Consider the following 23337-nt stretch of genomic DNA (forward strand, 5'->3'; position numbering starts at 1 on the left):
ATAAAAACAGATGGGAATTATTAAGGCAAAACAGCTTGTGCATGAGTATATCAGACGTGATGAAGAGGGAAATGTAGAGTCGATCCAGACTGCCTTAGATCACGTGGATCTGGATGTGAAGCAGGGAGATTTTATTGCGATTTTAGGGCATAACGGTTCCGGTAAATCTACGCTTGCGAAGCATATCAATGCACTGTTAGCCCCGTCCGAGGGAAGTCTCTTTGTGGACGGCATGGATGTTTCAAAAGAAGAAAATGTCATTCCGGTGCGAAAAACCGCCGGAATGGTTTTCCAGAATCCTGACAACCAGATCATTGCGAGCGTAGTAGAGGAGGATGTCGGATTCGGACCGGAAAATATCGGTGTGCCGACAGATGAGATCTGGCAGCGTGTGGAGGAGAGCCTAAAGGCGGTCGGCATGTTAAAATACCGCCATCATTCACCGAATAAGCTCTCCGGTGGACAGAAACAGCGTGTTGCGATCGCAGGCGTTGTTGCGATGGAGCCAAAATGTATCGTGTTAGATGAGCCGACGGCGATGCTTGATCCGAACGGAAGAGCAGATGTCATCCGTACTGCACATGAACTTAATGAGAAAAAGGGTGTCACGATCATTCTGATCACACATTATATGGAAGAGGTAGTCGGTGCTGATAAGGTGATCGTAATGGATAAGGGAAAAGTTGTCATGCAGGGAACTCCGCGTGAGATTTTTTCACAGGTCGGAAAACTCAAAGAATACAGGCTTGATGTACCGCAGGTTACGATCCTTGCGGACTTGCTCAGACAGTCTGGACTCGATATTCCGCTTGGCGTGCTGACGAGGGAAGAACTGGTCGGACATATCCTTAGGATTGCACAGATTGACTAAGAAATGAGGATGAACATGTCAATTATTTTAGATAAAGTGAATTATGTATACAGCGAGGGAACTGCGTACCAGATTCAGGCGTTAAAGGATGTGAATTTAACGATCGAGGATGGACAGTTTATCGGTGTGATCGGGCATACCGGTTCCGGTAAATCAACTCTGATCCAGCATCTGAACGGACTGATGAAAGCCACATCCGGAACGATATATTTTCATGGTCAGGATATTTATGAGGATGATTTTGATCTGCGTGAGCTAAGAAACCGTGTTGGTCTGGTATTCCAGTATCCGGAGCACCAGTTGTTTGAGACAACCATTTTTGATGATGTGTGTTTTGGACCGAAAAATCAGGGATTATCAAAAGAAGAGGCAGGACTTAGGGCATTTGAGGCTCTGCGAAGTGTCGGACTGCCGGAAGAACTGTATTACCAGTCTCCGTTTGATCTTTCCGGTGGACAGAAACGTCGTGTTGCGATCGCGGGCGTGCTTGCGATGAAGCCGGAAGTACTGATCCTAGATGAGCCGACAGCAGGACTTGATCCGGCAGGACGTGATGAAATTTTAGATCTTGTGGAGCGGATGCACAGGGAGCGGGGCATTACGGTTATTCTGGTATCACACAGCATGGAGGATGTCGCAAAATATGTGGAGCGGATTATCGTAATGAATCATGGAAGCGTGATGTTTGATGGCGCGCCGAAAGAAGTGTTCCGCCATTATAAGGAGCTTGAATCAGTTGGTCTTGCGGCACCGCAGGTGACTTACCTGATGCATGAACTGAAGGAAAAAGGTCTGAATGTTGATACAGATGCCACGACAGTAGCAGAGGCGAGAGCGTGTCTGCTTGAGGCGCTGACCGGGATTGATTCCGGAAAAACAGACTTTCATATGTAACGGTTCGGAGGAAGAAGATGTTAAGAGATATTACACTGGGCCAGTATTATCCGGCGGATTCCGTCATTCATAAACTGGACCCGCGCGTAAAACTGTTTGCTACATTTATTTATATTATTTCATTGTTTTGTTTTAAAGGGATTGCGGCATTACTTGTTGCGACTGTATTTTTGGTCTTCTGCATTAAGTCATCGAAGGTTCCGTTTAAGTTTATGGTAAAGGGGTTAAAGGCAATCGTGGTTCTGATGCTGATCACGGCGGCTTTTAATCTTTTCCTGACACCGGGTACACCGATCGTGAGTTTCTGGATCTTTAAGATCACAGCAGAAGGTGCGCAGAATGCGATTCTGATGGCGATCCGGCTGACTTACCTGATTCTTGGTACTTCGATCATGACACTTACAACAACGCCAAACCAGCTTACGGATGGTCTGGAAAAATCATTGATGCCTTTGACAAAAATCGGTGTTCCGGTACATGCGATCGCAATGATGATGTCGATCGCACTTCGTTTTATTCCAATCCTCATCGAGGAGACGGACAAGATCATGAAAGCACAGATGGCAAGAGGTGCTGATTTTGAGAGCGGCAATCTGCTACAGAGAGTGAAAAATATGATTCCTCTTTTAGTACCGTTGTTTGTTTCTGCGTTCCGCCGCGCCGATGACCTTGCGATGGCGATGGAGGCACGCTGCTATAATGGCGGTGAGGGCAGAACCAAGATGAAACCGCTGCGTTATGCGGGTGTGGATCATAAGGCATATGTGCTTGTGATCGGATATTTTGTGGTTATTCTGTTGTGCAGATTCTTTTTACCGTTTCCGCAGTAAATTTTGTTGCATGAAGCTGCAAAATATAAGCAGCTTTGTGCCACAGAAACAAATAGATAGTTATGGAAGCAGACACGGCAGGCTGCTTAGAAATGGGGACAGGATCAGTATGCGTATAAAAATGGTTGTGGCGTATGACGGCACAAATTACAAAGGATGGCAGGTGCAGCCGAACGGTATCACGATAGAGGAAGTGTTAAATAAAAATCTCTCGAAACTTTTGGGGGAAGAGATCGTGGTGAGCGGTGCAAGCCGGACGGATTCCGGGGTACACTCACTTGGAAATATTGCGGTGTTTGATACGAACACGAGGATGCCGGCAGATAAGATTGCATTTGCCCTGAATCAGAGACTGCCGGAGGATATTGTGGTGCAGGGATCATGTGAAGTGGAGGATGGCTGGCATCCACGTTATCAGAACAGCAGAAAGACTTACGAATACCGCATCTTAAACAGGACATTCCGTATGCCTACAAGACGGCTGGATACTTATTTTTATCATTATCCGCTGGATGTGGAAAAAATGAAAAAGGCGGCATCTTATCTGGTGGGCGAGCATGATTTTAAGAGTTTCTGTGCGATCGGTGCACAGGTAAAAACGACGGTGCGTACCATTTATGCCTGTGATGTGGAAAAAGATGGGGATATCATTACGATCCGTGTGACTGGGAATGGTTTCCTTTATAATATGGTACGGATCATTGCAGGGACGTTAGTGCAGGTTGGCGGTGGCGCGGTTGCACCGGATGAAGTGGGAGAGATCCTTGCAAAAAAAGACCGCAGTGCGGCAGGACCTACGGCACCGGCACATGGACTTACGATGATGGGGATCGAGTTTGAGTAAGCAGGATAACGGAATATTTTAAAATACGGCTGAAGTCAGTCAGCTTAGAGAAGGTTCACCTAATTCTTCTAAGAGGGCATTGGCATCGATCACGGACAGCTTTTTTTCTATGGCAAAAATGAGGATAGAGTCACGTTTGCTTTTAGAATAGAGCTGTCCGTTTTTTGTGAGCGTGAGAGCACGCTGCGTTTCCAAAAGATCGAGCTTTAGCGCAAGGCAGAGAGAAATAACCTTATCACGGGAGGGACTTCGTCTGCCGTCTAAGATCTGATAGCCGTAATTGCGCTGTATCTGGGCTGCGGCGATCAGATTTGCAGCGGTTATATTGTGGGCTATCATCTGTTCGTTCAGATATTCCGGAAAAGTCGAGACGGCTGCCATTTCCGGAAGTGTATCGGTATATTGTTTTAATTCAGCCGTATTTTTGGTGGAAGTGAGAAGTTTCATTAATTCGTCTGTCGTTTGTTGTTTCATAAGGTCTCCTTGAATTGTTGTCCAAAAAATAATAAAATACATTTATATGATTATACAGATGTCATCAGGCAAAAAGAGTAAGGTTGTTTTACTGTCCGACATCTATCATAGCGTGTTATACAGATGAATGCAAGAAACTGGTGGAAAGTCATATGCTGCTTGAGGAAGAATACCGTCTGTCGGAATATGTGGATCTTGGCAGGCTGAATGAGAATGAAAAAGTACATATCGTAAGGAATAAAGTAAATGGTGTCATTGGTGTAAGAAAGTATGTTGCACCGGATTTGAAGGAGATTTATCTTTTTTTAAAGAAAAATCCGAATCCATATATACCGGAAATTTATGAATGTATACAGACAGAGACGAATCTGATCGTGATCGAGGAATATTTAAGTGGAAAAAATCTGGAAGAAATGCTGCGGGAAAAATTTTTTTCGGAGAGGGAAGCAGCAGAGGTCATAATCTGTCTGTGCAGGGCACTTCATCCTTTACATAATGCGAAAATGCCGGTCATATGCAGAGATCTGAAAGCAGAGAATGTGATCATCACCAATGAGGGAAAAGTAAAGCTGATTGATTTTGATATTGCAAGGATTTACCAGCCGGGCAAGTCAAAAGATACCGTTATGATGGGAACGGAAGGCTATGCAGCACCGGAGCAGTTCGGATTCGGGCAGACAGATGCGAGAACTGATATTTATGCGATGGGTGTACTGCTTAATTATATGCTCATGCGTTGTTTTCCTCTGGAAAGGATAACGGAGGGGCGTTTAAAACCGGTGGTATTAAAATGCATCAATTTAAATCCAAAAGACAGGTATCAGAATGTGGGTGAACTTGAAACTGCTGTAAGCGGTGCAGTGAGTGCGTCTTACAATATGGAAAATGTGAGTATTCATAAGCCGCCTTTTTATAAAATACCCGGTTTTCGATCTGGAAAACTGTGGAAAATGATCGTTTCTGTTTTGGGGTATGCATTTGTTACATATTTCTTCTGGTCGTTAGAATTGAGTGGCAGTAAGGGGCAGCCGCTCGCGGCTAAAGAGCTTACACTGGAACGTTTTGTACTCTGGCTGTCACAGATCGTATTTATATTTTTTGTCTGCGACTATATGGGGATACGGAGAAATATACCGGTTGTAAACAGCAAAAAACGGATCATAAGACTGATCGGTTATGTGGCTGCGGAATTTATTTTTATTTTTGCGGCAGCTGTGATATGTGTAACCTTAGAAGCGATATTATTTTAAAGGAACAGAGAAAATGTATGCACAGAGCATACCAAAAACGAAATAAATATGGTTAAGATGAGAGAAGCATAAGACAGAAGCTGTTTTACGCTTCTTTCTTTTTATCCTGTTGAGACAGATATTCCTTTAATATCATATTGATGTATTGGGAAAAAGAACGGTCATCCTGTTCTGCGAGGAGTTTTAACTGTTCGATAACATCTGAATCAAGTGTAATGCTTACTTTATTTTTTAATGGTTTCATAGATAACCTCATTTCTTCTTTTATATTTTATATATACGATAAATGGTTGACATATACCACTAAGTAGGATAAAGTAGCATAAAGTAGGATAATATAAAGCACAGGAGGAAAATCATGCACAGCTTGCTGGGCATTGCTCCATGCAAGAGGCACATGCTATGGAAGCTATAAAGCTGCTTGTATAGCAGACATTTTGCTCCGCAAAACATAGGAGGAAAATCCTCTGCTCCTGCAAAGGCAGTCGCATTTTGCTCCGCAAAACATAGGAGGAAAATCCTCTCCTCACCAAAGGGTTCGGATTTTGCTTCGCAAAACATAGGAGGATTTGAAATGGAAAAGGGAACAAAGGTATGTAAGTATTGCAAGACGGAGATACCAAAAGACGCGAAGGTATGCCCAAACTGCAGAAAGAAACAGGGTGGCATCGGTAAATGGATCGTGATCGCTGTGATCGTGGTTGCACTTATTGCAGCAATTTCGGGTGGTGGAGAGGATAAACCGAAAAAAGTGGAGAATGATCCGGTGCAGAATACTACGGATAATAAGACGGATACAGAAAAAAATATGACAGAAGATACATCTGCCGGACAGGAGAATAGCGAGAAAGATATATTTGGCATTGGCGAAACCGCGGAAATGAATGATGTACAGGTTACAATGGTCAACTATACGCAGAATAGTGGATCAGAGTATAATAAACCATCGGATGGAAATGAGTTTGTTCTGGTAGAGTTTGAGATTGCCAATAATTCTGATTCTGAAATAAATATAAGCAGTATGGCAAGTTTTGAAGCGTATGCGGATGATTACGCATTAAACTATTCACTGAACGCTCTTTTGGAGAAAAACGATGCAAATCAATTAGATGGAACCATTGCAGCAGGGAAAAAAATGAATGGTGTAATAGGATATGAGGTTCCGGCAGACTGGAAAACAATAGAAATTCATTTTAAGGATAATGTCTGGAGCAGTAATAAATTTAAGTTTGAAATCACAAAATAGGCAGGAAAAAGTTTGCAGTAAGGCAAAAAAAACTTGACACACAAGGCGTCGTGTACTATACTATTTAAGTCTGTGATAGTGAAGTAATGTCAATCCAAAGCCCCGGAGCGACATTTAAGCTATAAACAATTTATTGAATACCAAGCGGTGTGTCCTGGACATTCACATTGCAGCGGTGTTCCGTAACATTATTTCTAGGAGGAAGATCAATGAAAACTTTTATGGCTAGCCCAGCTACCATTGATAGAAAATGGTATGTAGTTGACGCTGAAGGTATGACATTAGGACGTTTAGCATCTGAAGTTGCTAAAGTATTAAGAGGAAAGAATAAAGCAATCTTTACACCGCACATCGACACAGGTGATTATGTAATCGTTGTTAACGCTGAGAAGATTAAAGTAACTGGTAAGAAATTAGACCAGAAAATCTACTACAATCACTCTGATTATGTAGGTGGTATGAAAGAAACTACCTTAAAAGAAATGTTAGCAAAACATCCGGAAAGAGTTATTGAGCACGCAGTAAAAGGCATGCTTCCAAAAGGACCTTTAGGAAGAGAGATGTATACAAAATTATTCGTATACGTTGGACCGGATCACAAGCATGCAGCTCAGAAACCTGAAGCTTTAACATTTTAATTAGGAGGGAAAAACAGTGGCTAATACAAAGTATTACGGAACAGGAAGAAGAAAATCATCTGTTGCCAGAGTATATTTAGTACCAGGTACAGGTAAAGTTACCATCAATAAAAGAGATATGGATGAGTATTTCGGGTTAGAGACATTAAAGGTTGTTGTTCGTCAGCCTTTAACAGCTACCGAGACAGCTGATAAATTCGACGTTTTAGTAAACGTTCGTGGTGGTGGATACACAGGACAGGCAGGAGCTATCCGTCATGGTATCGCTCGTGCGTTATTAAATGTAGACGCTGACTACAGACCAGTATTAAAGAAAGCAGGATTCTTAACACGTGATCCTCGTATGAAAGAGCGTAAGAAATACGGTCTCAAAGCAGCTCGTCGCGCTCCGCAGTTCTCAAAGAGATAATTCAAGAACAAAAATCAGTCCCACAGATTCAAGGTATTCCTTGGATTTGTGGGATTTTTCTTTTTGTCCGTTTTTATGAATTTTTGTCTGTTAGTAACAAGTTAGAAACAAATTAGTAACACTGAATCAGGTGTCTTGTGCAAGACTTTTGTTGTCTTGTGCAAGACATTTTCTGATTTCCAGTTTTGTCTTGCAATGAACTGTTCTTCCATCCTTGAAGATGACATCATATCCATCATGTGTGTTGCCTTTGATTGTCAGAATCTTTTTCCTGGACTTTTCTGCAAGCTGCATATTATCATCATTGATTGGATTCTTGTGCGTCCCACAAAGTTTTGATTTCCTTCTTGCTGAATGGTTTTCTGTCAAATGAATTTGGGTTTCCTGGCTTGCTAATGTCCACATATTTGACTATACAGGAACAAGTGCAAGATGCGGATATTGTGTTAACCGCTTCGCAAATTGCATACAGGGAATTGGAAAGGAGACAGACTAAGGAACTTGATGAAAAGCGGTCAGAACTTCAATCGGTAAAACAAGAGCTGGAAAGCATGACAGATAAAGCAAATAAAGCAGTAGAATTGCTTGATACGATCAATGCTTTTGTATCATCATTCAGATTATTTGCACCGATAATAGAAGAATATGCCAATCAGGTTGAATCGGATAAGACGATTGAAGCAGGTAATTCATTTAGAGGAATACTTAGTGAATTAGGCAAACTGCTGGAGAATTTCAAGGAGCTGATAAAAGAAGGAATCTGCTGGTTTCAAAGGCTTATGAGGTGGAAAACTTCTAAGGGTGAAGTGGCTCCGGTATTCATAGAGAAAAGCAATGGATATTCATAATCGGTGTATGGATATATGAATGTGGAGACTAGGGAATATTACAGCAAAGAGACAATTCAGTGGGAAATTAAGGCTGGTAACCGGACAGGGACAGTAGAGCAGATGGATGCTAATGTTGTGGCTATGGCTAGGGATTTGCAGAAAATATTGAGGATTGGAACGGAGCAGAAGAGGTTGTGGGAGGCGTATGATGGGGAGATAAAATTTATGATAGAACTTGTGTTCGACTTATGACGGTGATATAATATAAAAGAGTCAAACACAAGTTCCGTTGCTATTATTCAATATATCGAATATAATATAAAAAGTTAAGTTAAGAGGTATATAGGATAGCAATTTAGGCAATGAAAAATGTACATTTAGCAAAGAATAATACAAATATTGTGTTTTGAAAATAGAATAGATGTAGTATTTACATTTGATGGTAATTGGACAATATCAGATAATAAGAAATATAAAAAGGAGATATGAAATGTTTGAAAAACTTATAAATCAAATAAAAGAACTTTCTACAATAGATTTCAAGGAAGCAACTGAGAAAATAAGAAAATATATTGATGAAATATCAGAGGAAGATTTCAAAGAAATCGTAAAGCAGATAGGTACTATTCCTGAAAATATTGAACATGATTCTACAGAAGAAAAATTATATTCAAAGGCTTCGGATATAGTTTTAGCAAGATGTTTTAGATTGTTAGGGTTGGCATCGAGGGCTTTGGATGAAAGAGCAGATAGTGCTGATATATTGGCAGAAAGTATTTCGGGATATAAATATAGCTTAGTTGCTGATGCAAAATGTTTTAGATTGAGTAGAACAGCAAAGAATCAGAAAGATTTTAAAGTGAGTAACTTGAGTGATTGGCGTGGTTCTGAGAATGAATATGCTGTTTTAGTAGCACCATATTTTCAATACCCACAATCTACTAGTCAAATATATTCAAAAGCTCTCGAAAATAATGTATGTTTGTTGTCTTGGGAACATATATCTATTTTACTTGAAAAAAATGTAAAAGAGACAGAATCATTATCTTTGGAATCATTATGGAATGCCTCCCAAATGATAGCAAGAGATAAATCATTAAGTTTTGCTAATGCTAAATGTTGTTTTTTACCTAAAATGGATGTTTATGTTGCAAAGAAAATAGGTTTGCCAGAAGTGCAATATAGAAGTATGTTAAATGATTATAAAAGATTAATTACATATAGGGGGAAAACAGAAATATCATATTGGAATGGTTGCATAGAGGAAATAAAGAAATTTACCAAAGAAAAAGCAATAGAAGAATTAATTAAAGCAAAGAAATTACAGGAAAAAATAAATGCTATTTCACAGTATATAGATAAATTGAACAGGTAGGTGAATATTGATGGGCAGAGTTGAATTGGGAGATTCAATACAATTAATAAAGAGTGTGGATACAGAATCTGTGCATTTGATATTGTCTGATATTCCATATGGAATTAATTACGATAAATGGGATGTTTTACATAATAATACAAATAGTGCACTGTTAGGGAAAAGCCCAGCTCAAGAAAAAAGTGGGACAATTTTTAAAACTAGAGGCAAACCATTAAATGGATGGGCTCAATCAGATAAGAATATTCCGATTGAATATTATCAATGGTGCTCATCATGGGCGGAAGATTGGTTGAGAGTATTGAAACCAGGTGCAAGTTGCTTCATATTTGCAGGACGGAGAATGGCTCATAGATGTATTTGCGCAATGGAAGATGCAGGTTTTATTTTTAAAGATATGATTGCGTGGGAGAAAGACTCGGCGGCATACAGAGCACAGAGAATTAGTTGTGTTTTTGATAGAAGAAATGATGAACAGAATAGTTTGGCATGGGAAGGGTGGAAAATAGGAAATCTTCGTCCATTATTCGAACCAATACTGTGGTTCATGAAGCCCTATCCGCAGGGAACTACTTTGACAGATAACATAACTAAATATGAAGTTGGCGCATTTAATGAAAATAAGTTAAAAGAATTAACTACTCTGAATGAAGGTATTGAAGTATGCTCTAATATCTTAAAAGTAAAAACTCAAAAAACTGATAGAGGATTACATCCGACACAAAAAGCAGTGGAATTAATGGAAATACTTATTTCATTAGTTACTAAAGAAGGACAGACAGTGTTAGATCCGTTTTGCGGATGTGGTACAACATTAGTCGCAGCAAAAAGATTAAAAAGGGAGTATATCGGTTTTGAGATAAATGAGGAATATTACAACAATATCTTATTAAGGATGGATGATAATGAATAAAATACAGGTTGGTTTTTCCACACCATTAAATGATGGAGATACAGAAAATACTACTTTAGGATGCAGGTATACAAATCCTGATATTTGCTGAAGTAATGGTATAGTTGGAATATGTGCTTTTGAATCTGAAGATGGTATATGTAAAAAACATTGCGTGCATGGAGAAGAAAGTATAATCAATTAGCTAACGATGAGAAGAGAACAGAATTGTAATATAATAAAATTATTTTTGTGGCAAAAGGGATGAAAAAATGCAATTATCTGATTTTATACGAAAATTCCGTAATCACCCATTGTTATTTGTAGGTACAGGAATGAGTCTAAGATATTTGGGAAATTCATATTCTTGGGACGATTTGCTGAAAAAAATTTGCTTTGAATTAAAAGGTAATAATGAATATTATCATATGTATTTGATGAATGTATTCATAAGAAAAGCGGACTCAATGAAAGACCTAAATACTATAATAGAATAAAGAGGGGATTTAAGTATTTTGATAGTATGTTGATTTGTGTATATCCTAATTATATTAGTGGATGTTTTCATAGGAGAAAAGCATTGTTAGAATATTTAATTGGTCAGAAATATGTAGATTTGTTGTTTGAGCAACTTGATTAGATATAAATATTAAGTGGTAAATAATTGAGAGCGATTGTGTATATTGGATGAATAGTTCTTGGAATCTGTGGGCAGTGTTACGCATACAACAGATATGTAGCTCTACCATAAAGTCACACTCGATTTTTACCCCATTTTATGGCATAATATGTCGAAAAAGATTAAGAAATTCTTGATTTTATGCCAAAAATATTGTTTTTTGCGATAGAGATATTATAATAAATATGCAATCTGACACAGAATACAAAAGAAGGGGAGAAATACAGGATGACAAGTACACAATATATAAGAGCAAACCAGAAAGTATACAATGTCGTGATGGCGCAGCTGATCGTAATGACATTTTTATCAGTAGCGGCATGTCTGACTGGATTTAAGATTACAGTGGCGATTCAGGCAGTGGCAACAGTTGTGGGGATCATAGTTGTGAATACTTATGCGAAGAAGTTCTGGGATGTAAAAAGAGGCGGAGAGATTCTGCTTGGAACAGCAACAGCAGTCTATTTTATTTTCCTTGTATTTAATCATACAAATTTCGTATATGCGTATGCGATGCCGCTTCTGGCAGCAAGTACCATTTATTTAAATGTACGGTTTTTATATATAGGAGGAACGATCGCAGTTGTTGGAAATGTGATCCATATTATTGCACAGATTATCCGTGGAACCGCAGATTCGAGTGAACTTATTTTTGGAATGATCGTGCTTGGCATATTGATCTATGCAGTGCGTGAGACATCGCTTCTTCTTACAAAATTTAATGAAGAGAATCTGGAGGTGCAGGCTGCAGCATCCGAAAAGATGCTGGTTACAGCGGAAAATCTGGTGAAACATTTTGATTCTGCGAAAGAAAAATTAGAGACATTAGAGGAAGTGATCAATAATAACAATGAATCTATTTCCAATATTGCCCAGAGCACGGGAAGTACTGCGGAGGCAATCCAGCAGCAGGCATTGATGTGTGAGGAAATCCATAAGAATACGGACAGTGCAGAAAAAGAAACCGAAGCGATGATTGATAAGGCAAATCATACGATGGAGAATGTGGCAGAGGGTGCGAGACTGGTAACAGGATTAAAAAATCAGGCTGACAATGTGGAGCAGGCAAGTAATCAGGCGGCAGAGTCCACCAAACAGGTCAGCAGCCGTGTGGAGGAAGTAAAAGGAATTGTTGCGACTATTTTAAGTATCTCCAGCCAGACTAATCTTCTTGCATTGAATGCTTCTATTGAGGCAGCAAGAGCAGGTGAGGCAGGAAAAGGGTTTGCAGTCGTTGCGGAAGAAATCCGTCAGTTATCGGAGCAGACGAAAGATGCAACGAACCGGATTACGGATATTATTCAGGACCTGAATGAAGATGCACAGCATGCGATGGATAGTATGGAACATTCTGCGGATTCAATCCGTGAACAGAACGAACTGATTGAGACAACAAAGAATAAATTTGAGACCATCAATGACGAAATGCAGTCACTGGCAAGTGCAATCGGAGAGATCGAGGGAAGTATGCAGTCCATTTTAAACAGTACAGACACAATTTCCCAGAGTATATCGAATCTCTCTGCAACTGGTGAAGAAATAGCTGCTTCTTCCACAGAAGGACTTCAGACAGCAGAGCATGCGGTAGAGGCAATGAAACAGACCAAAGAGATTATTGACGCTACTTATCTGCTGGCGCGGGATTTAGAGACTTATGCAGAATAGATCAGACAGAAAATAACAGTGGGAGGCTGAAAAGTCAGATAGAAATAAGTTACTGTGTGAACAATAACAAAAATGCAGGGATCAGGAATAGAATGAATATTGCATATTGTGAAGATGAAAAGATCCAGTTAGAATATGTGGAACAACTGATCAAAAAGTGGGCAGACGAAGGGAACGGCACGGTTAGATATTTTGGCTATGGCAGTGCAAAGGAGCTGTTATTTGAGCATCCGGACAGCTTTCCTTTCGATCTGCTCTTTTTGGATATTGATATGGACGGCATGGATGGCATGGCGCTTGCGAAGGAGATACGGAAAAAAGATAAAAAACTTCCCATCGTTTTTTTGACGAACCGCAGTGAGTATGTGTTTGAAGGGTATGAGGTTGGTGCATTGCGCTATCTTTTAAAACCGGTGGAGGAGACAAAGCTGTTTTCTCTGCTGGAGGAGATTTCTTATGCGCTTGGCAAAGAAAGACGCTATCTGATCGAAAACGTGGATGGGGAGACTGTAAAAATTCCGGTCGATACCATTTACAGTGTGGAAGCAAAGGGACATTATATCTGTGTGCATACAAGTGCCAGAGATTATGAGTACAAAAAGAATTTTTCTGAGATTGCGGAGAAACTGACAAACAGTCAGTTGGGGCAGGAAAAAGAATTTATCAGTACGCACCGGAGTTTTCTGGTCAGCCTTGCGGCAGTGGAGCGTGTGCTGCGCACGGAGTGCATTCTTTCGGATGGCAGCAGTGTGCCGGTGAGCCGCAATGCTTATAAGAGTGTGAATGAGGCGTTTATCCGCTATTATATGAAAAGTATCCACTCGCATGAAAATTAGATTTTTGGAATGAGGAAAAATGAGAATACCACTGATCACGAAATATCTGGAAGAAAAGAATATGGAGTATCAGAACGCACTGCTTGAGAAACAGGTGCAGGAAGTACAGAATATATATCTTACCATGCGCGGCTGGCGTCATGATTACCATAATCATCTGCAGGCAATGAAAGCGTATGTGAAGATGGAACAATATGACAGATTAGAGGAATATTTAGGTCTGTTAGAGCAGGACCTGGATCATGTCAATCAGTTGATCGAGACGGGAAATGTCAATCTGGATGCCATTTTAAATTCCAAAATATCCCTGGCACAGAAAAATGGAATTGATATTGATTATCAGGCAAAATGTCCGGAAATACTAGCCGTCAGTGATATCGACCTGTGTGCCCTGATCGGGAATCTGCTTGATAATGCAGTGGAGTCCTGTGAAAAACTGACCACAGAAAGACCGTTTATAAGACTTTATATCGGAGTACTTAAAAAACAGCTATATATTTCGGTGTCAAATGCAACAAATGAGACAGTGCGGAAAATGGATTCCGAGTATATCAGCAAAAAGCGGGGAAATCACGGGCATGGACTAAAGAGGATCAATCTTGTGGTTGAAAAATATGGCGGCTATATTAACCGGCAGAATGAGCCGGGAGTGTTTGTGACGGAGATCATGCTGCCATTGTAAAAGTTTCTGAAAAAAATTGGAAGAAAATGTGTTTGAATATGGACGATACCGTTGGTGCACGGAAGATAACCTTCCGTGCACTTTTTGTGTTAAAGTGAAAAATAATGATAGAGTGTAAACAAAGAAGTAACATAACGTACAGATGTACCAAAATCACGAAAGTATCAGGGAAAACAGTGGAGATAGATCATTATGAAACTCATCCAGAACGCAGAGTTGCCTCTCACGACATCCACAACCTGAATCAGAGTTTCAAAATGATCGAGCCACCACCACCCCAAACGAGAGGAGCCACAACATCATGAACCAACCGAAAAAATACACCGCCTTAGCAAGCCAGCATTACATCCTCAGCGAACTATGGCACTACAACAGGTCCACTATCTTTTTTGCCCTTGCAGAGATCATTGCTGAGATTGGCAAAGGCTTTGGCACAATTTTGATTCCATCCATGATCGTAGCATTCTTAGAGCAGTACACAAAAGGTATGATCACCGCAGCAGCTCTGCCCACAGCAATGGCAAAACTTGTGACATTTTTTGTCGGATACAGTATCTGGTGTATGATCACCGGATATCTGAAGCGGAGAAATCAGTTCCAGTACGTTAAATTCCGCTGCGGCAGAATGACCGAACGCTGCTATCAGAAATTTATGTCACTTGATTATGTACAGTGTGAGGATGAAAAAGTCCAGCAGCTTTTAAAGAAAGCAGGAGAGGCAGTCAGCGGAAATTATAGAGGTGTCGAGGGCGTCTTGCATTGTGATGTCGAGCTCTTAAAGGAAGCCGGTGCATTGATCCTGTATGCATCCTTAATCTCCGGCGTGTCGGCATGGCTGGTTGTGCTTTTAGTCACAATTTCACTGATCCAGATCTTAAGTTATAAACTGGCAAATAATTATGAATTAAAGCACCGTGATACAAAGGCAGAACTTACGGTAACACAGGATTATATCGACCGTCAGGCATATACCGTGGAAAACGGAAAAGATGTAAGGCTTTACCAGATGAAAGAATGGCTGAGTGGTCATTACCGGGCTGCAAACAAGAAATACCAGACATTGCTTGCAAAAGAAAAAGCCTGTTATTTTGCGGATGATCTGTTTGGACTGCTGCTGCAGCTTGGCAGGGATGTGATCTGTTACGGTTATCTGATCGGGCAGCTGATGCAGGGAATGTCCGTGGCACGTTTTGTGCTTTATATCGGAATTGTCAGTGGATTTTCCACTTATTTTTCGGAACTGACCATGAAGATCAGCCAGATATCAGCCTGTTTAAAACCGGTTGGACAGATGCAGGAATTTACAGAGCTGGAGAATATATATCACCATGGTGAGGGAGTCCGGTTAGAGGATGAGCTGGCGGCAGTAGAGGTTGAATTTTCACATGTCAGTTTTTCTTATCCGGGAACTGATCATAAGATATTAGATGATGTGAGTTTTCATATGAAAAAAGGCGGAAAGATGGCATTGGTCGGCATTAACGGTGCCGGAAAATCAACGATCGTCAAACTGTTATGTGGTTTTTATATGCCGGATGAGGGACATATCTATATCAACGGAACAGATCTTGCCACAATGGATCTTGACGCATGGTACCGGTCGCTTGCTGCAGTTTTTCAGGATGCATTTATCTATTCTTTTTCCATTGCGGACAACGTTTCATGCAGTATGGGAGCGGACTATGATGAGGAAAAATGCAGGGAGGCATTAAAGGATGCCGGATTGTGGGAGAAGATTCAGAAACTGCCGCAGAAAGAGGAAACATTTATCGGAAAAGAGGTAAGTGAAGATGGAATCCATCTTTCCGGCGGGGAGACACAGAAGCTGATGCTTGCGCGTGCACTCTACAAAGGATGTGCACTTTTACTACTGGATGAGCCGACCGCAGCGTTGGACGCGATCGCAGAAAATGAGATGTATGAAAAATACAATGAAATGCTGATGGGAAAAACGGCGCTTTTTATTTCCCACCGTCTGGCGTCGACGCGGTTCTGTGACCATATCCTGTTTCTGGAAAACGGAAAGATCACGGAGGAAGGAACCCATGAGGAACTGATGAACAAGGGTGGCGGGTACGCCGAAATGTTCCTGGTGCAGAGCAAATATTACAAAGAGGAAGGGGCACAGTCACATGAAGAAGATATGGCATGAATTTACAAGTTTTATAAAGATGATCAGTAAAGGAAAAAAAGATGTGGCTGTTGTCATGGCGGCAGCCGGATTTATGAAAGCGTCCGTTCCGTTTCTGGTATTTTATTTTTCGGCACAGATTTTAAACCATGCGATTGAAGGAGATTATGAGGCATGTGTGAAAAGTGTGGCGGTACTTTTACTGTCACAGTTTGTATGTGAGCTGGTGAACCGGTTCTGCCAGAAACGGATAGAAGTACTCGGAGAAAGCTGCCAGCAGATCGTAAGGCAGCAGATGGCAGACAAAGCATTTGAACTGCAGTATGAAAAATTTGAAAAACAGGAGACGATAGATTCTTTAAGGCGTGCAAAACTTACGGCAGGGGGAAGTGGGGATATTAAAGATCAGATAGACACCTGTTATCAGATCTTTGTACAGTTTTTTTCCATGTGTTATTCGGTCGTATTTTTCCTGCTGCTGATACTGAAAATCGATGGCGGACAGAAAAAACATTTTTTGTTTCCTATGGATCAACGCTGCTTTTGATTGTCTTATATGCAGTTATCGCAGCATGTAATCTGTATCTTGGAAAACTGCTTACTGCAAAACAGTATGAATTTATACATGCAAATGACCATAATAACGCATTAGGCAGTTATTTAGGCGTAATCATGACAGATGAAAAAAACAGCAAAGATATCAGACTTTATGGTCTGTCAGGACTTTTTCTGGGAAAATACCGGCAGAAGATGGAAGGATTTAACATTTATTTACAGATGGGAAAATTAAATGGGAAATTCATAGGTTCGATCGAAGGTATCAATCAGTTCGCAGCAGGAGTCGCCTATCTGCTGGTAGGCATGAAAGCATTAAACGGAATGATCGATATCGGAAATGTTATTTTATATGCGGGTGTCATTTCACAGACCGTTAACTGTATCACGGAATTTGGGTCACAGGTCATTTCTTTTCAATTTTCAGCGGAATATTTAAGTGTTTTTGATGAATTTATACAAAGTCCGGCAATGGATTACGATGGTACACTGCCGATCGAAAAGCGGGATGACGGACAATATGAATTTGAATTTCATGATGTAAGTTTTGCTTACCCGGACTGTGGGACACAGGTGCTAAGCCATGTCAGCTTAAAATTTAACATTGGTGAGAAAATGGCACTGGTCGGAAAAAACGGTGCCGGGAAAACGACGTTAGTCAAACTGCTCTGCCGCCTTTATGAGCCGACGGAGGGCACGATCACCTTAAACGGCATTGATATCTGGAAATACAATTATGCGGAATACACAAGGGCATTTTCGGTTGTCTTTCAGGATTTTGCGATGTTTTCCCTGCCGGTCGGCGAAAATATCGCTGCAAGCAGCAAGGTGGATGAAGAGAGAGCATGGGAAGTGTTAGATCAGGTCGAACTCTCCGGACGTGTGAGAGCAATGAAAGACGGTTTAAAGACGCAGCTTTACAATAACAATGGTGCAGGAGTCGATATTTCCGGCGGTGAAGCACAGCGGCTTGCCATTGCACGTGCACTTTATAAAGACGCGCCGTTTGTGATCTTAGATGAGCCGACTGCCGCTTTAGATCCGATCGCTGAGGCACAGATTTATGAGAATTTTAATGAGATGGTAAAAAATAAGACTGCTATTTATATTTCCCATCGCATGAGCAGCTGTAAATTCTGTGACCGGATCGTTGTGTTAGATGCCGGAGGTATCGCTGAGATTGGAACGCATGATACACTTTTGGCAGGAAATGGAATCTACGCAGAGCTTTACCGGACGCAGGCGCAGTATTACGCTTAAAAAATCTTAATATTTGCTTAAAATCTTAAGATTTCCATGCACGCTGATGTTCCAAGTGAAAAGTGGTTCTAACCCGCATAAATACTGGGATTTAGATATCGTTAATGACGGTTTTTAGAACGTAAAGAAATGTGAAAAACAGGTTCAATTAGTAACAAATTAGTAACACTACTATTTGTTAAAAGGCACCTTTATTTTTTCAATTTCTTTACGCAGATCGTCAACAGTCCGGTGTCCGTAAATGCCATTGGTAATATCTGCTCCAAATGAATGTCCAAGCATTCGTTTACGATCGTTTTCATTTACTTTATATTTTTCACACAATACGGAAAAGGTGTGGCGGCAATCATGAGGGGTGTGCTTTTCTCCGGTTGGTGCAGTGGATATACCAAGGGATTCTAATTTTTCATACATTTGTTTTCTAAACATAGGTGTTGTGCAGCCAAGCATATTTTTTTGTGGGCGGTGAGTAACCATATCATAGATTTGCGAATAAATCGGAACGTCACGATCTTTACCATATCTTGTTTTGATCCCTCCGTGAAAATACTTTTCTTCCAGATTTACATCCAATTTCACAATTTCTGTAATTCGAAAACCGGAGTAGCACATGATCAGGATCATTTCTACAATGGGATTCGTCTTATTATTCCAAAGAATCTGCAGCTCATCATGAGTAAATGGCACTCCGTGCTCGTCATCGTCTGATATAGGGATAAAAAGAGATGCAGAGTAATCTTTACCCACTATGTCATATTTAATTGCGTATGCGTACATCTGATGCATCAGAGACACTATCAATTCCTGCGAGGAATGTTTCAGTGTACAATCATTAAGAATGTCCTGCATATCTTTATATCTGATCTGACCGAATTGCATATTATGAAGAGTGGAAGAGTTCCTAAACGCTGCCTGTGATGAGTACATGGAGGCAGTTTTCTTTCCTTCCTTTAGCTGATTTCGGTATTTCTCTTTATAAAATCCTTCATAGACTTCTTTAAATGTCGGTGTACGATCAATATAAATGCCGGTCTGAATCTTGATTTTACCCTCGTTTTCCAGTTTCCGTGCCGCCAATATCTCATATCCCTCATCCCATGTCTCAACGTAGGCGAGTGCCTGAGGTGTGACAGGTCCGGTTGCTGTGTACTGCGTGACTGGGGGATAGACTCCGTAAGGTTTATAGCGTCCTTTGCCGAGATATTTGATTGATCCAAAGCCATTTGGGAGTTTGGGGTGTTTCTTTCTTCGTGCCATAGTATCATTCCTTTCTATTTTTGGGTATAAAAATAACAGCCAGCAGAGAACGGGTGTTCCGCTTGCGTTTGGCTGCTCCGAAAGGTATAATATGCTTTGTGTAAGATATTGCTTTCCGGAGCAATGTGTTTGCCGCTCTGGTGTTGGTAGCACTGGGGCGGTTTTTATTTATCAAAATTCATATGGCACAAAATAGTTATTCAATCACGTTATAATATGAGTAGTTATTATAACGGAGGTGTGCCAATGATAAATAAACAGTATAATCCGATTAACTGGTCTGACTACGATCCACATAATGAAACATGTATGGATATAAATGATTCTTATTTTACAGCTGAATTGCCGGAGGATGAACGGCAATTATGTATTTTCTAATTACTCATAGAACAATTTACGTATAGTTTGTAACTATCTGGTATAATAGTGTTGTTGTTTACATCTTTTGGAAAGTAAAATTTTAATTCATCAGATGTGCCAATAAATTTTGTATCGGCATAATTAGCATTGTATCCAATAGGAGTATTATTTTTATAAAAAACTATTGCAACGTAAGTAAACTCTGAATGTGGATTTGATTCATTTTTTGCAGTTGTAAGTATATAAGAAGAATATTCTTTTGAAGTCGTGCTTATTGCATTTGCATTTCCAAAACGAAAAGGTTTTGAAACCTTAAAGTCAATTACATAATTTTCGGTTGGCGGTCCAGATAAAAAGAGGGCGCATTCACTGCCATTTTCAAAACGATAATTATGTGTATCCGAATCATCAGAAGAAATACCTATTAATTCGTTAGAAGAATTATAAAAGGAGCACTTGGTTTCTAAACAAATAGGACTATGATAGTTATTTTTTACAATAATAAGAACACCAGATTGGTCATGGTTATTTATGATATAACTATTATATGATAATAGTGATTCTGCGTATTCATAATCCATAAGCACGTCAACAATGCAAGTATCTGTATAATTACCACAAGTGGCAGTTATTTTAACAGTTCCTGGCTTGATTCCATGAACAAGACCAGAACTCGATACGGTTGCAATTGAGTTGTCTGAGCTTTTCCAAGAAATGGTTTTGTTAGTTGCATTTGACGGTGAAATAGTATAATCGATTGAGCTGTAGTCATTCTCTACGACGGAAAGGCAACTATCGATTTTAAATGTGGAAATTGGGACGGTTGAGGCAGAAACGATAACACTACAGGTATACTTTTTCTTATTTATCTTGGCAGTTATTATGCATTTCCCAGCTTTTTTCCCTTTGACAAGTCCTTTTGAATTGACAGTTGCGATGTTTTTATTACTACTTGACCATGTGATTTTTTGCTTAGTACCTTTAAGCTTTAATGTATATGAGCTTCCAACTTTTATTTTAATGGATTTTTTGTTGATAGTTGGTGTTTCTACTGATAGTTTGCATTTTAATGTATTTTTACCCACTTTGGCAGTAATATTACAAACACCTTTTGATTTAGCAACGATTTTACCTTTTGAATTGACATTTGCTACTTTTTTGTTGGAACTAGACCACTTTACTTTGGTTTTGGTTCCAGATACTTTTAATGTTAATGTTTGCCCTTTTATAAGTGTTGCTGTTTTCTTATTTAGTTTTGGTTTGGTTGCGGCTTCAACACTGATGATATCATCGCTAAAAGGCAAGATGCTAGGTACAGAAAATACAAGTAAGAATACAACTAATAATGAGAAACAAATTTTTTTGAAATTTTTCATCACTTAACTCCCTTTCTTATAATCGATTTATATTAATTCCATAACTCCAATATTAGGCTGGAAAAATACAACGTAATTGTCAACCTGTGTGCATACACCGTATTTATTTGTGTAGTATGTTAGGCTGTCATTTAAAAACTCTTCGGTAACTCCAAGATATTCTGCCGTTTCAAATAGGTTTTGACAGTTGTGTAAATATGCATCAATGATACCACGCAAACCGACTTGGTTGTTGTATGCCCAGATTCTACCGCGTAATTCCTGCTTGCGATTCTCAGCACTGGACTGGTCAATGATTTCACCGACAGCAGTGTAGTGATGTCCAAGCTCTTCGGCAAGGACACATGCTTTTTCGGTAGAATTTTTAAGATTTTTACTCAATGCGATCGTATTATTACAATACAGACCGCTGATCCGATCGCTTTTAAAAGAATGATTATCTATAATTTCTATACCATCCTTGCAGGCTTCGTCTTGCAATTCTTCATATGTATTCAATTAAAACACCTCCCGCTCCAGTATATTCTTATAGGTGTCCTGAAATCTGGACAACTACTTTCTTTTGGTTTTTACAAATTCAGCAAATGCTTTTATTTCGTCAAGTTCTTCCTCAGTATACTCGTCACCGTCGAAGTGGGCGGCAATGGTTAATGGTTCTTCATCTGGTTCATCCCAACCCATAAGTTCTCGGGGAGATACTTTTAATGCTTTTGCAAATTCTCGTATTTTTGACTCTGCGAGGTCGACCTCTCCTTTTTCGATTTTGGCAATGGATGATCTGTCTTTATATCCAGTTAATTCTGCCAATGTATCTTGAGACATTTTTAATTCAGTCCTTTTTGATTTTATGTTTTTATATAGCGGTAACATAAGCAGAACTCCTTTCATTAATTAATTTGTATTATCATAATACCACTTTGTGTAAAATAATTCAACAAAATTATTAAAAAGTGTTGACATAAATTCACATCAATGATATAGTGAATTTAGTTCACGGAAAGGAGGCGATAAAGAAGTGGCGAATGTAGAACTGCTCAAAGAGAAAATAAGTAATTCTGGAATGACAGTTACAGCAATAGCTGATAAATCAGGTATATTGCGTGAAACTCTCTATAACAGAATGAAAAGTGGTAATTTTTATGCATCTGAAATTACTGCATTAACAAGGGTATTGCATCTCACCCGGAAAGAACGAGATGAAATTTTTTTGCCTTAATAAGTGAATTAAATTCACAAAAAAGAAAGAAGGGCGATGGGAAGTGACGGAGATAGAAAAGTTATCACAAGTAAAATTCAATAATATGCATCGGGCATATTGCGAAGCAAAAAAGAATGATTGTCCAAATTGTCCTCTTAGAGTGTACTGCTTTATTTCACCGAGAGAACGAACAGACCAACTGATGATAGACGTTATTCAATTTATGTTGGAGGAATTAAATCCGGATGTTGATGTGAATACGTTACCAGATTTTTACACGAGTGTGAAAATGGTTTGCCCGGCAGAAATACATTTTAAAGGGGCAGTAGGATATGAGCAGATCTTTAAAAGTGGAGCAAAATCATAAACCCACCGATGGAAAGCTATTTAATAGTTACTTAAGTAAGGACATTCATCAGTATTATTTTCCATTCCGTTGCACCGGAATTTAGGCGAACTGTCCTTTAATGAACAAGTTGAGTATTTCCAAACGGGTTTTCCGCTTGATAACTCATAGTAATCAGTAATGGTTGTTAGTTGCTTTGCATAGCGGTAGCAAGAAAAAGTATGTTTTTCTGTTTTCATAATCCCCCATTCTCGGTGGGTAAAGATATTTTAACATAAAAAACATACAGATTCCAAGAATAGGAATAGTTAAAGAAGAGAGATAAGAAGAGTGAAAGAAGTAGATGAACTTATTAAAAAACTTGCAATTCATATCAGTGAAATTATTTCATCTGGTAAAGAGCGAGAGGGAGAAGTTTCAGATAAGACAAAGGCTCTCG

Annotated in this window: 28 protein-coding genes; 21 read left to right on the plus strand and 7 right to left on the minus strand. The window is 39.6% G+C overall.

Annotated elements, in window-relative coordinates; all coding sequences use genetic code 11:
* Nucleotides 1-10 precede the first annotated feature (10 nt).
* The 4 genes from DW650_RS10790 to truA all read left to right on the plus strand — a co-directional run bounded on the left by DW650_RS10790 (nt 11) and on the right by truA (nt 3439).
* Nucleotides 11-871, plus strand: a complete 861-nt coding sequence (locus tag DW650_RS10790; protein ID WP_117920014.1) for an energy-coupling factor transporter ATPase — start codon at nt 11-13, stop codon at nt 869-871.
* Nucleotides 872-886: 15 nt separating this feature from the next.
* The gene (locus tag DW650_RS10795; RefSeq protein WP_186899346.1) at nt 887-1765 is read left to right on the plus strand and encodes an energy-coupling factor transporter ATPase; all 879 of its coding nucleotides are present in this window, start codon (nt 887-889) and stop codon (nt 1763-1765) included.
* A gap of 17 nt (nt 1766-1782) precedes the next feature.
* Nucleotides 1783-2595 (plus strand): energy-coupling factor transporter transmembrane component T family protein, encoded by an 813-nt coding sequence (locus DW650_RS10800; RefSeq protein WP_117920018.1) that lies wholly within the window; start codon nt 1783-1785, stop codon nt 2593-2595.
* A gap of 109 nt (nt 2596-2704) precedes the next feature.
* Nucleotides 2705-3439 carry a tRNA pseudouridine(38-40) synthase TruA gene (gene truA, locus DW650_RS10805; protein WP_118209912.1) on the plus strand — a complete coding sequence of 245 codons (735 nt, stop codon included), beginning with the start codon at nt 2705-2707 and terminating at the stop codon, nt 3437-3439.
* 39 nt (nt 3440-3478) lie between these two features.
* Here the strand turns inward: truA and DW650_RS10810 are convergent, their stop codons facing one another.
* Complete coding sequence (locus tag DW650_RS10810; protein WP_118209896.1) at nt 3479-3913, minus strand: XRE family transcriptional regulator; 435 nt, start codon at nt 3911-3913, stop codon at nt 3479-3481.
* 152 nt (nt 3914-4065) lie between these two features.
* Here DW650_RS10810 and DW650_RS10815 point away from each other — a divergent pair, with 152 nt between their 5' ends.
* The gene (locus tag DW650_RS10815; protein WP_243102933.1) at nt 4066-5163 is read left to right on the plus strand and encodes a serine/threonine-protein kinase; all 1098 of its coding nucleotides are present in this window, start codon (nt 4066-4068) and stop codon (nt 5161-5163) included.
* 85 nt (nt 5164-5248) lie between these two features.
* Here the strand turns inward: DW650_RS10815 and DW650_RS10820 are convergent, their stop codons facing one another.
* Nucleotides 5249-5419, minus strand: a complete 171-nt coding sequence (locus DW650_RS10820) for a ribbon-helix-helix domain-containing protein (RefSeq protein ID WP_117920022.1) — start codon at nt 5417-5419, stop codon at nt 5249-5251.
* Nucleotides 5420-5737: 318 nt separating this feature from the next.
* Between DW650_RS10820 and DW650_RS10825 the strand changes: the two genes are divergently transcribed.
* The 3 genes from DW650_RS10825 to rpsI all read left to right on the plus strand — a co-directional run bounded on the left by DW650_RS10825 (nt 5738) and on the right by rpsI (nt 7456).
* Nucleotides 5738-6409 carry a DUF4352 domain-containing protein gene (locus DW650_RS10825; RefSeq protein ID WP_118209897.1) on the plus strand — a complete coding sequence of 224 codons (672 nt, stop codon included), beginning with the start codon at nt 5738-5740 and terminating at the stop codon, nt 6407-6409.
* A gap of 209 nt (nt 6410-6618) precedes the next feature.
* Entirely contained in the window at nt 6619-7047 is a 429-nt protein-coding gene (gene rplM, locus DW650_RS10830; protein ID WP_117920026.1) for a 50S ribosomal protein L13, read from the plus strand.
* A gap of 16 nt (nt 7048-7063) precedes the next feature.
* Nucleotides 7064-7456 carry a 30S ribosomal protein S9 gene (gene rpsI, locus DW650_RS10835; protein ID WP_117920028.1) on the plus strand — a complete coding sequence of 131 codons (393 nt, stop codon included), beginning with the start codon at nt 7064-7066 and terminating at the stop codon, nt 7454-7456.
* A 126-nt stretch (nt 7457-7582) separates the two neighbouring features.
* Here rpsI and DW650_RS10840 read toward each other — a convergent pair whose 3' ends face one another.
* Entirely contained in the window at nt 7583-7825 is a 243-nt protein-coding gene (locus tag DW650_RS10840) for a hypothetical protein (protein WP_118209898.1), read from the minus strand.
* A gap of 56 nt (nt 7826-7881) precedes the next feature.
* Here DW650_RS10840 and DW650_RS20055 point away from each other — a divergent pair, with 56 nt between their 5' ends.
* The 10 genes from DW650_RS20055 to DW650_RS10890 all read left to right on the plus strand — a co-directional run bounded on the left by DW650_RS20055 (nt 7882) and on the right by DW650_RS10890 (nt 18361).
* On the plus strand, nt 7882-8304 hold the full coding sequence (locus DW650_RS20055; RefSeq protein WP_243102934.1) for a hypothetical protein: 423 nt from the start codon (nt 7882-7884) through the stop codon (nt 8302-8304).
* Between the two features lie 21 nt (nt 8305-8325).
* Nucleotides 8326-8538 (plus strand): hypothetical protein, encoded by a 213-nt coding sequence (locus tag DW650_RS20060; RefSeq protein WP_243006761.1) that lies wholly within the window; start codon nt 8326-8328, stop codon nt 8536-8538.
* A 238-nt stretch (nt 8539-8776) separates the two neighbouring features.
* The gene (locus tag DW650_RS10850) at nt 8777-9661 is read left to right on the plus strand and encodes a HindIII family type II restriction endonuclease (protein WP_118209899.1); all 885 of its coding nucleotides are present in this window, start codon (nt 8777-8779) and stop codon (nt 9659-9661) included.
* Nucleotides 9662-9671: 10 nt separating this feature from the next.
* Nucleotides 9672-10574, plus strand: a complete 903-nt coding sequence (locus tag DW650_RS10855) for a DNA-methyltransferase (RefSeq protein WP_117920034.1) — start codon at nt 9672-9674, stop codon at nt 10572-10574.
* A gap of 886 nt (nt 10575-11460) precedes the next feature.
* Nucleotides 11461-12897, plus strand: coding sequence for a methyl-accepting chemotaxis protein (locus DW650_RS10870; protein ID WP_118209900.1), 1437 nt, complete (start codon nt 11461-11463; stop codon nt 12895-12897).
* Nucleotides 12898-12989: 92 nt separating this feature from the next.
* The gene (locus DW650_RS10875; protein ID WP_118209901.1) at nt 12990-13733 is read left to right on the plus strand and encodes a LytR/AlgR family response regulator transcription factor; all 744 of its coding nucleotides are present in this window, start codon (nt 12990-12992) and stop codon (nt 13731-13733) included.
* 19 nt (nt 13734-13752) lie between these two features.
* Complete coding sequence (locus tag DW650_RS10880) at nt 13753-14415, plus strand: sensor histidine kinase (protein WP_118209902.1); 663 nt, start codon at nt 13753-13755, stop codon at nt 14413-14415.
* Nucleotides 14416-14716: 301 nt separating this feature from the next.
* On the plus strand, nt 14717-16567 hold the full coding sequence (locus DW650_RS10885) for an ABC transporter ATP-binding protein (protein ID WP_118209903.1): 1851 nt from the start codon (nt 14717-14719) through the stop codon (nt 16565-16567).
* Nucleotides 16548-17093 carry a hypothetical protein gene (locus DW650_RS20065; RefSeq protein WP_243102935.1) on the plus strand — a complete coding sequence of 182 codons (546 nt, stop codon included), beginning with the start codon at nt 16548-16550 and terminating at the stop codon, nt 17091-17093. Before DW650_RS10885 ends, DW650_RS20065 begins: the two co-directional genes overlap by 20 nt.
* On the plus strand, nt 17090-18361 hold the full coding sequence (locus DW650_RS10890) for an ABC transporter ATP-binding protein (RefSeq protein ID WP_243102936.1): 1272 nt from the start codon (nt 17090-17092) through the stop codon (nt 18359-18361). Before DW650_RS20065 ends, DW650_RS10890 begins: the two co-directional genes overlap by 4 nt.
* A gap of 171 nt (nt 18362-18532) precedes the next feature.
* Here DW650_RS10890 and DW650_RS10895 read toward each other — a convergent pair whose 3' ends face one another.
* Nucleotides 18533-19618, minus strand: coding sequence for a tyrosine-type recombinase/integrase (locus DW650_RS10895; RefSeq protein WP_118209904.1), 1086 nt, complete (start codon nt 19616-19618; stop codon nt 18533-18535).
* A gap of 246 nt (nt 19619-19864) precedes the next feature.
* Between DW650_RS10895 and DW650_RS20315 the strand changes: the two genes are divergently transcribed.
* The gene (locus DW650_RS20315) at nt 19865-19996 is read left to right on the plus strand and encodes a hypothetical protein (protein ID WP_279216687.1); all 132 of its coding nucleotides are present in this window, start codon (nt 19865-19867) and stop codon (nt 19994-19996) included.
* Here the strand turns inward: DW650_RS20315 and DW650_RS10900 are convergent.
* From DW650_RS10900 to DW650_RS20070, 3 genes are read right to left on the minus strand one after another with little or no spacing between them, the layout of a single operon-like run.
* Nucleotides 19993-21354 carry an Ig-like domain-containing protein gene (locus DW650_RS10900; RefSeq protein ID WP_118209905.1) on the minus strand — a complete coding sequence of 454 codons (1362 nt, stop codon included), beginning with the start codon at nt 21352-21354 and terminating at the stop codon, nt 19993-19995. The genes DW650_RS20315 and DW650_RS10900 overlap by 4 nt on opposite strands.
* Before the next feature lie 27 nt (nt 21355-21381).
* The gene (locus tag DW650_RS10905; protein ID WP_118209906.1) at nt 21382-21852 is read right to left on the minus strand and encodes an ImmA/IrrE family metallo-endopeptidase; all 471 of its coding nucleotides are present in this window, start codon (nt 21850-21852) and stop codon (nt 21382-21384) included.
* 54 nt (nt 21853-21906) lie between these two features.
* Nucleotides 21907-22224 (minus strand): helix-turn-helix domain-containing protein, encoded by a 318-nt coding sequence (locus DW650_RS20070; protein WP_243094107.1) that lies wholly within the window; start codon nt 22222-22224, stop codon nt 21907-21909.
* 145 nt (nt 22225-22369) lie between these two features.
* Between DW650_RS20070 and DW650_RS10915 the strand changes: the two genes are divergently transcribed.
* Both DW650_RS10915 and DW650_RS19445 read left to right on the plus strand, forming a co-directional pair.
* Nucleotides 22370-22570: an XRE family transcriptional regulator gene (locus DW650_RS10915; RefSeq protein ID WP_182437004.1), complete on the plus strand. Its 201-nt coding sequence runs from the start codon at nt 22370-22372 to the stop codon at nt 22568-22570.
* A gap of 43 nt (nt 22571-22613) precedes the next feature.
* Nucleotides 22614-22919, plus strand: a complete 306-nt coding sequence (locus DW650_RS19445) for a hypothetical protein (protein ID WP_147403015.1) — start codon at nt 22614-22616, stop codon at nt 22917-22919.
* Nucleotides 22920-23337 lie beyond the last annotated feature (418 nt).

Source organism: Roseburia sp. AM23-20 (assembly GCF_003470905.1).
Lineage (GTDB): Bacteria > Bacillota > Clostridia > Lachnospirales > Lachnospiraceae > Roseburia > Roseburia rectibacter.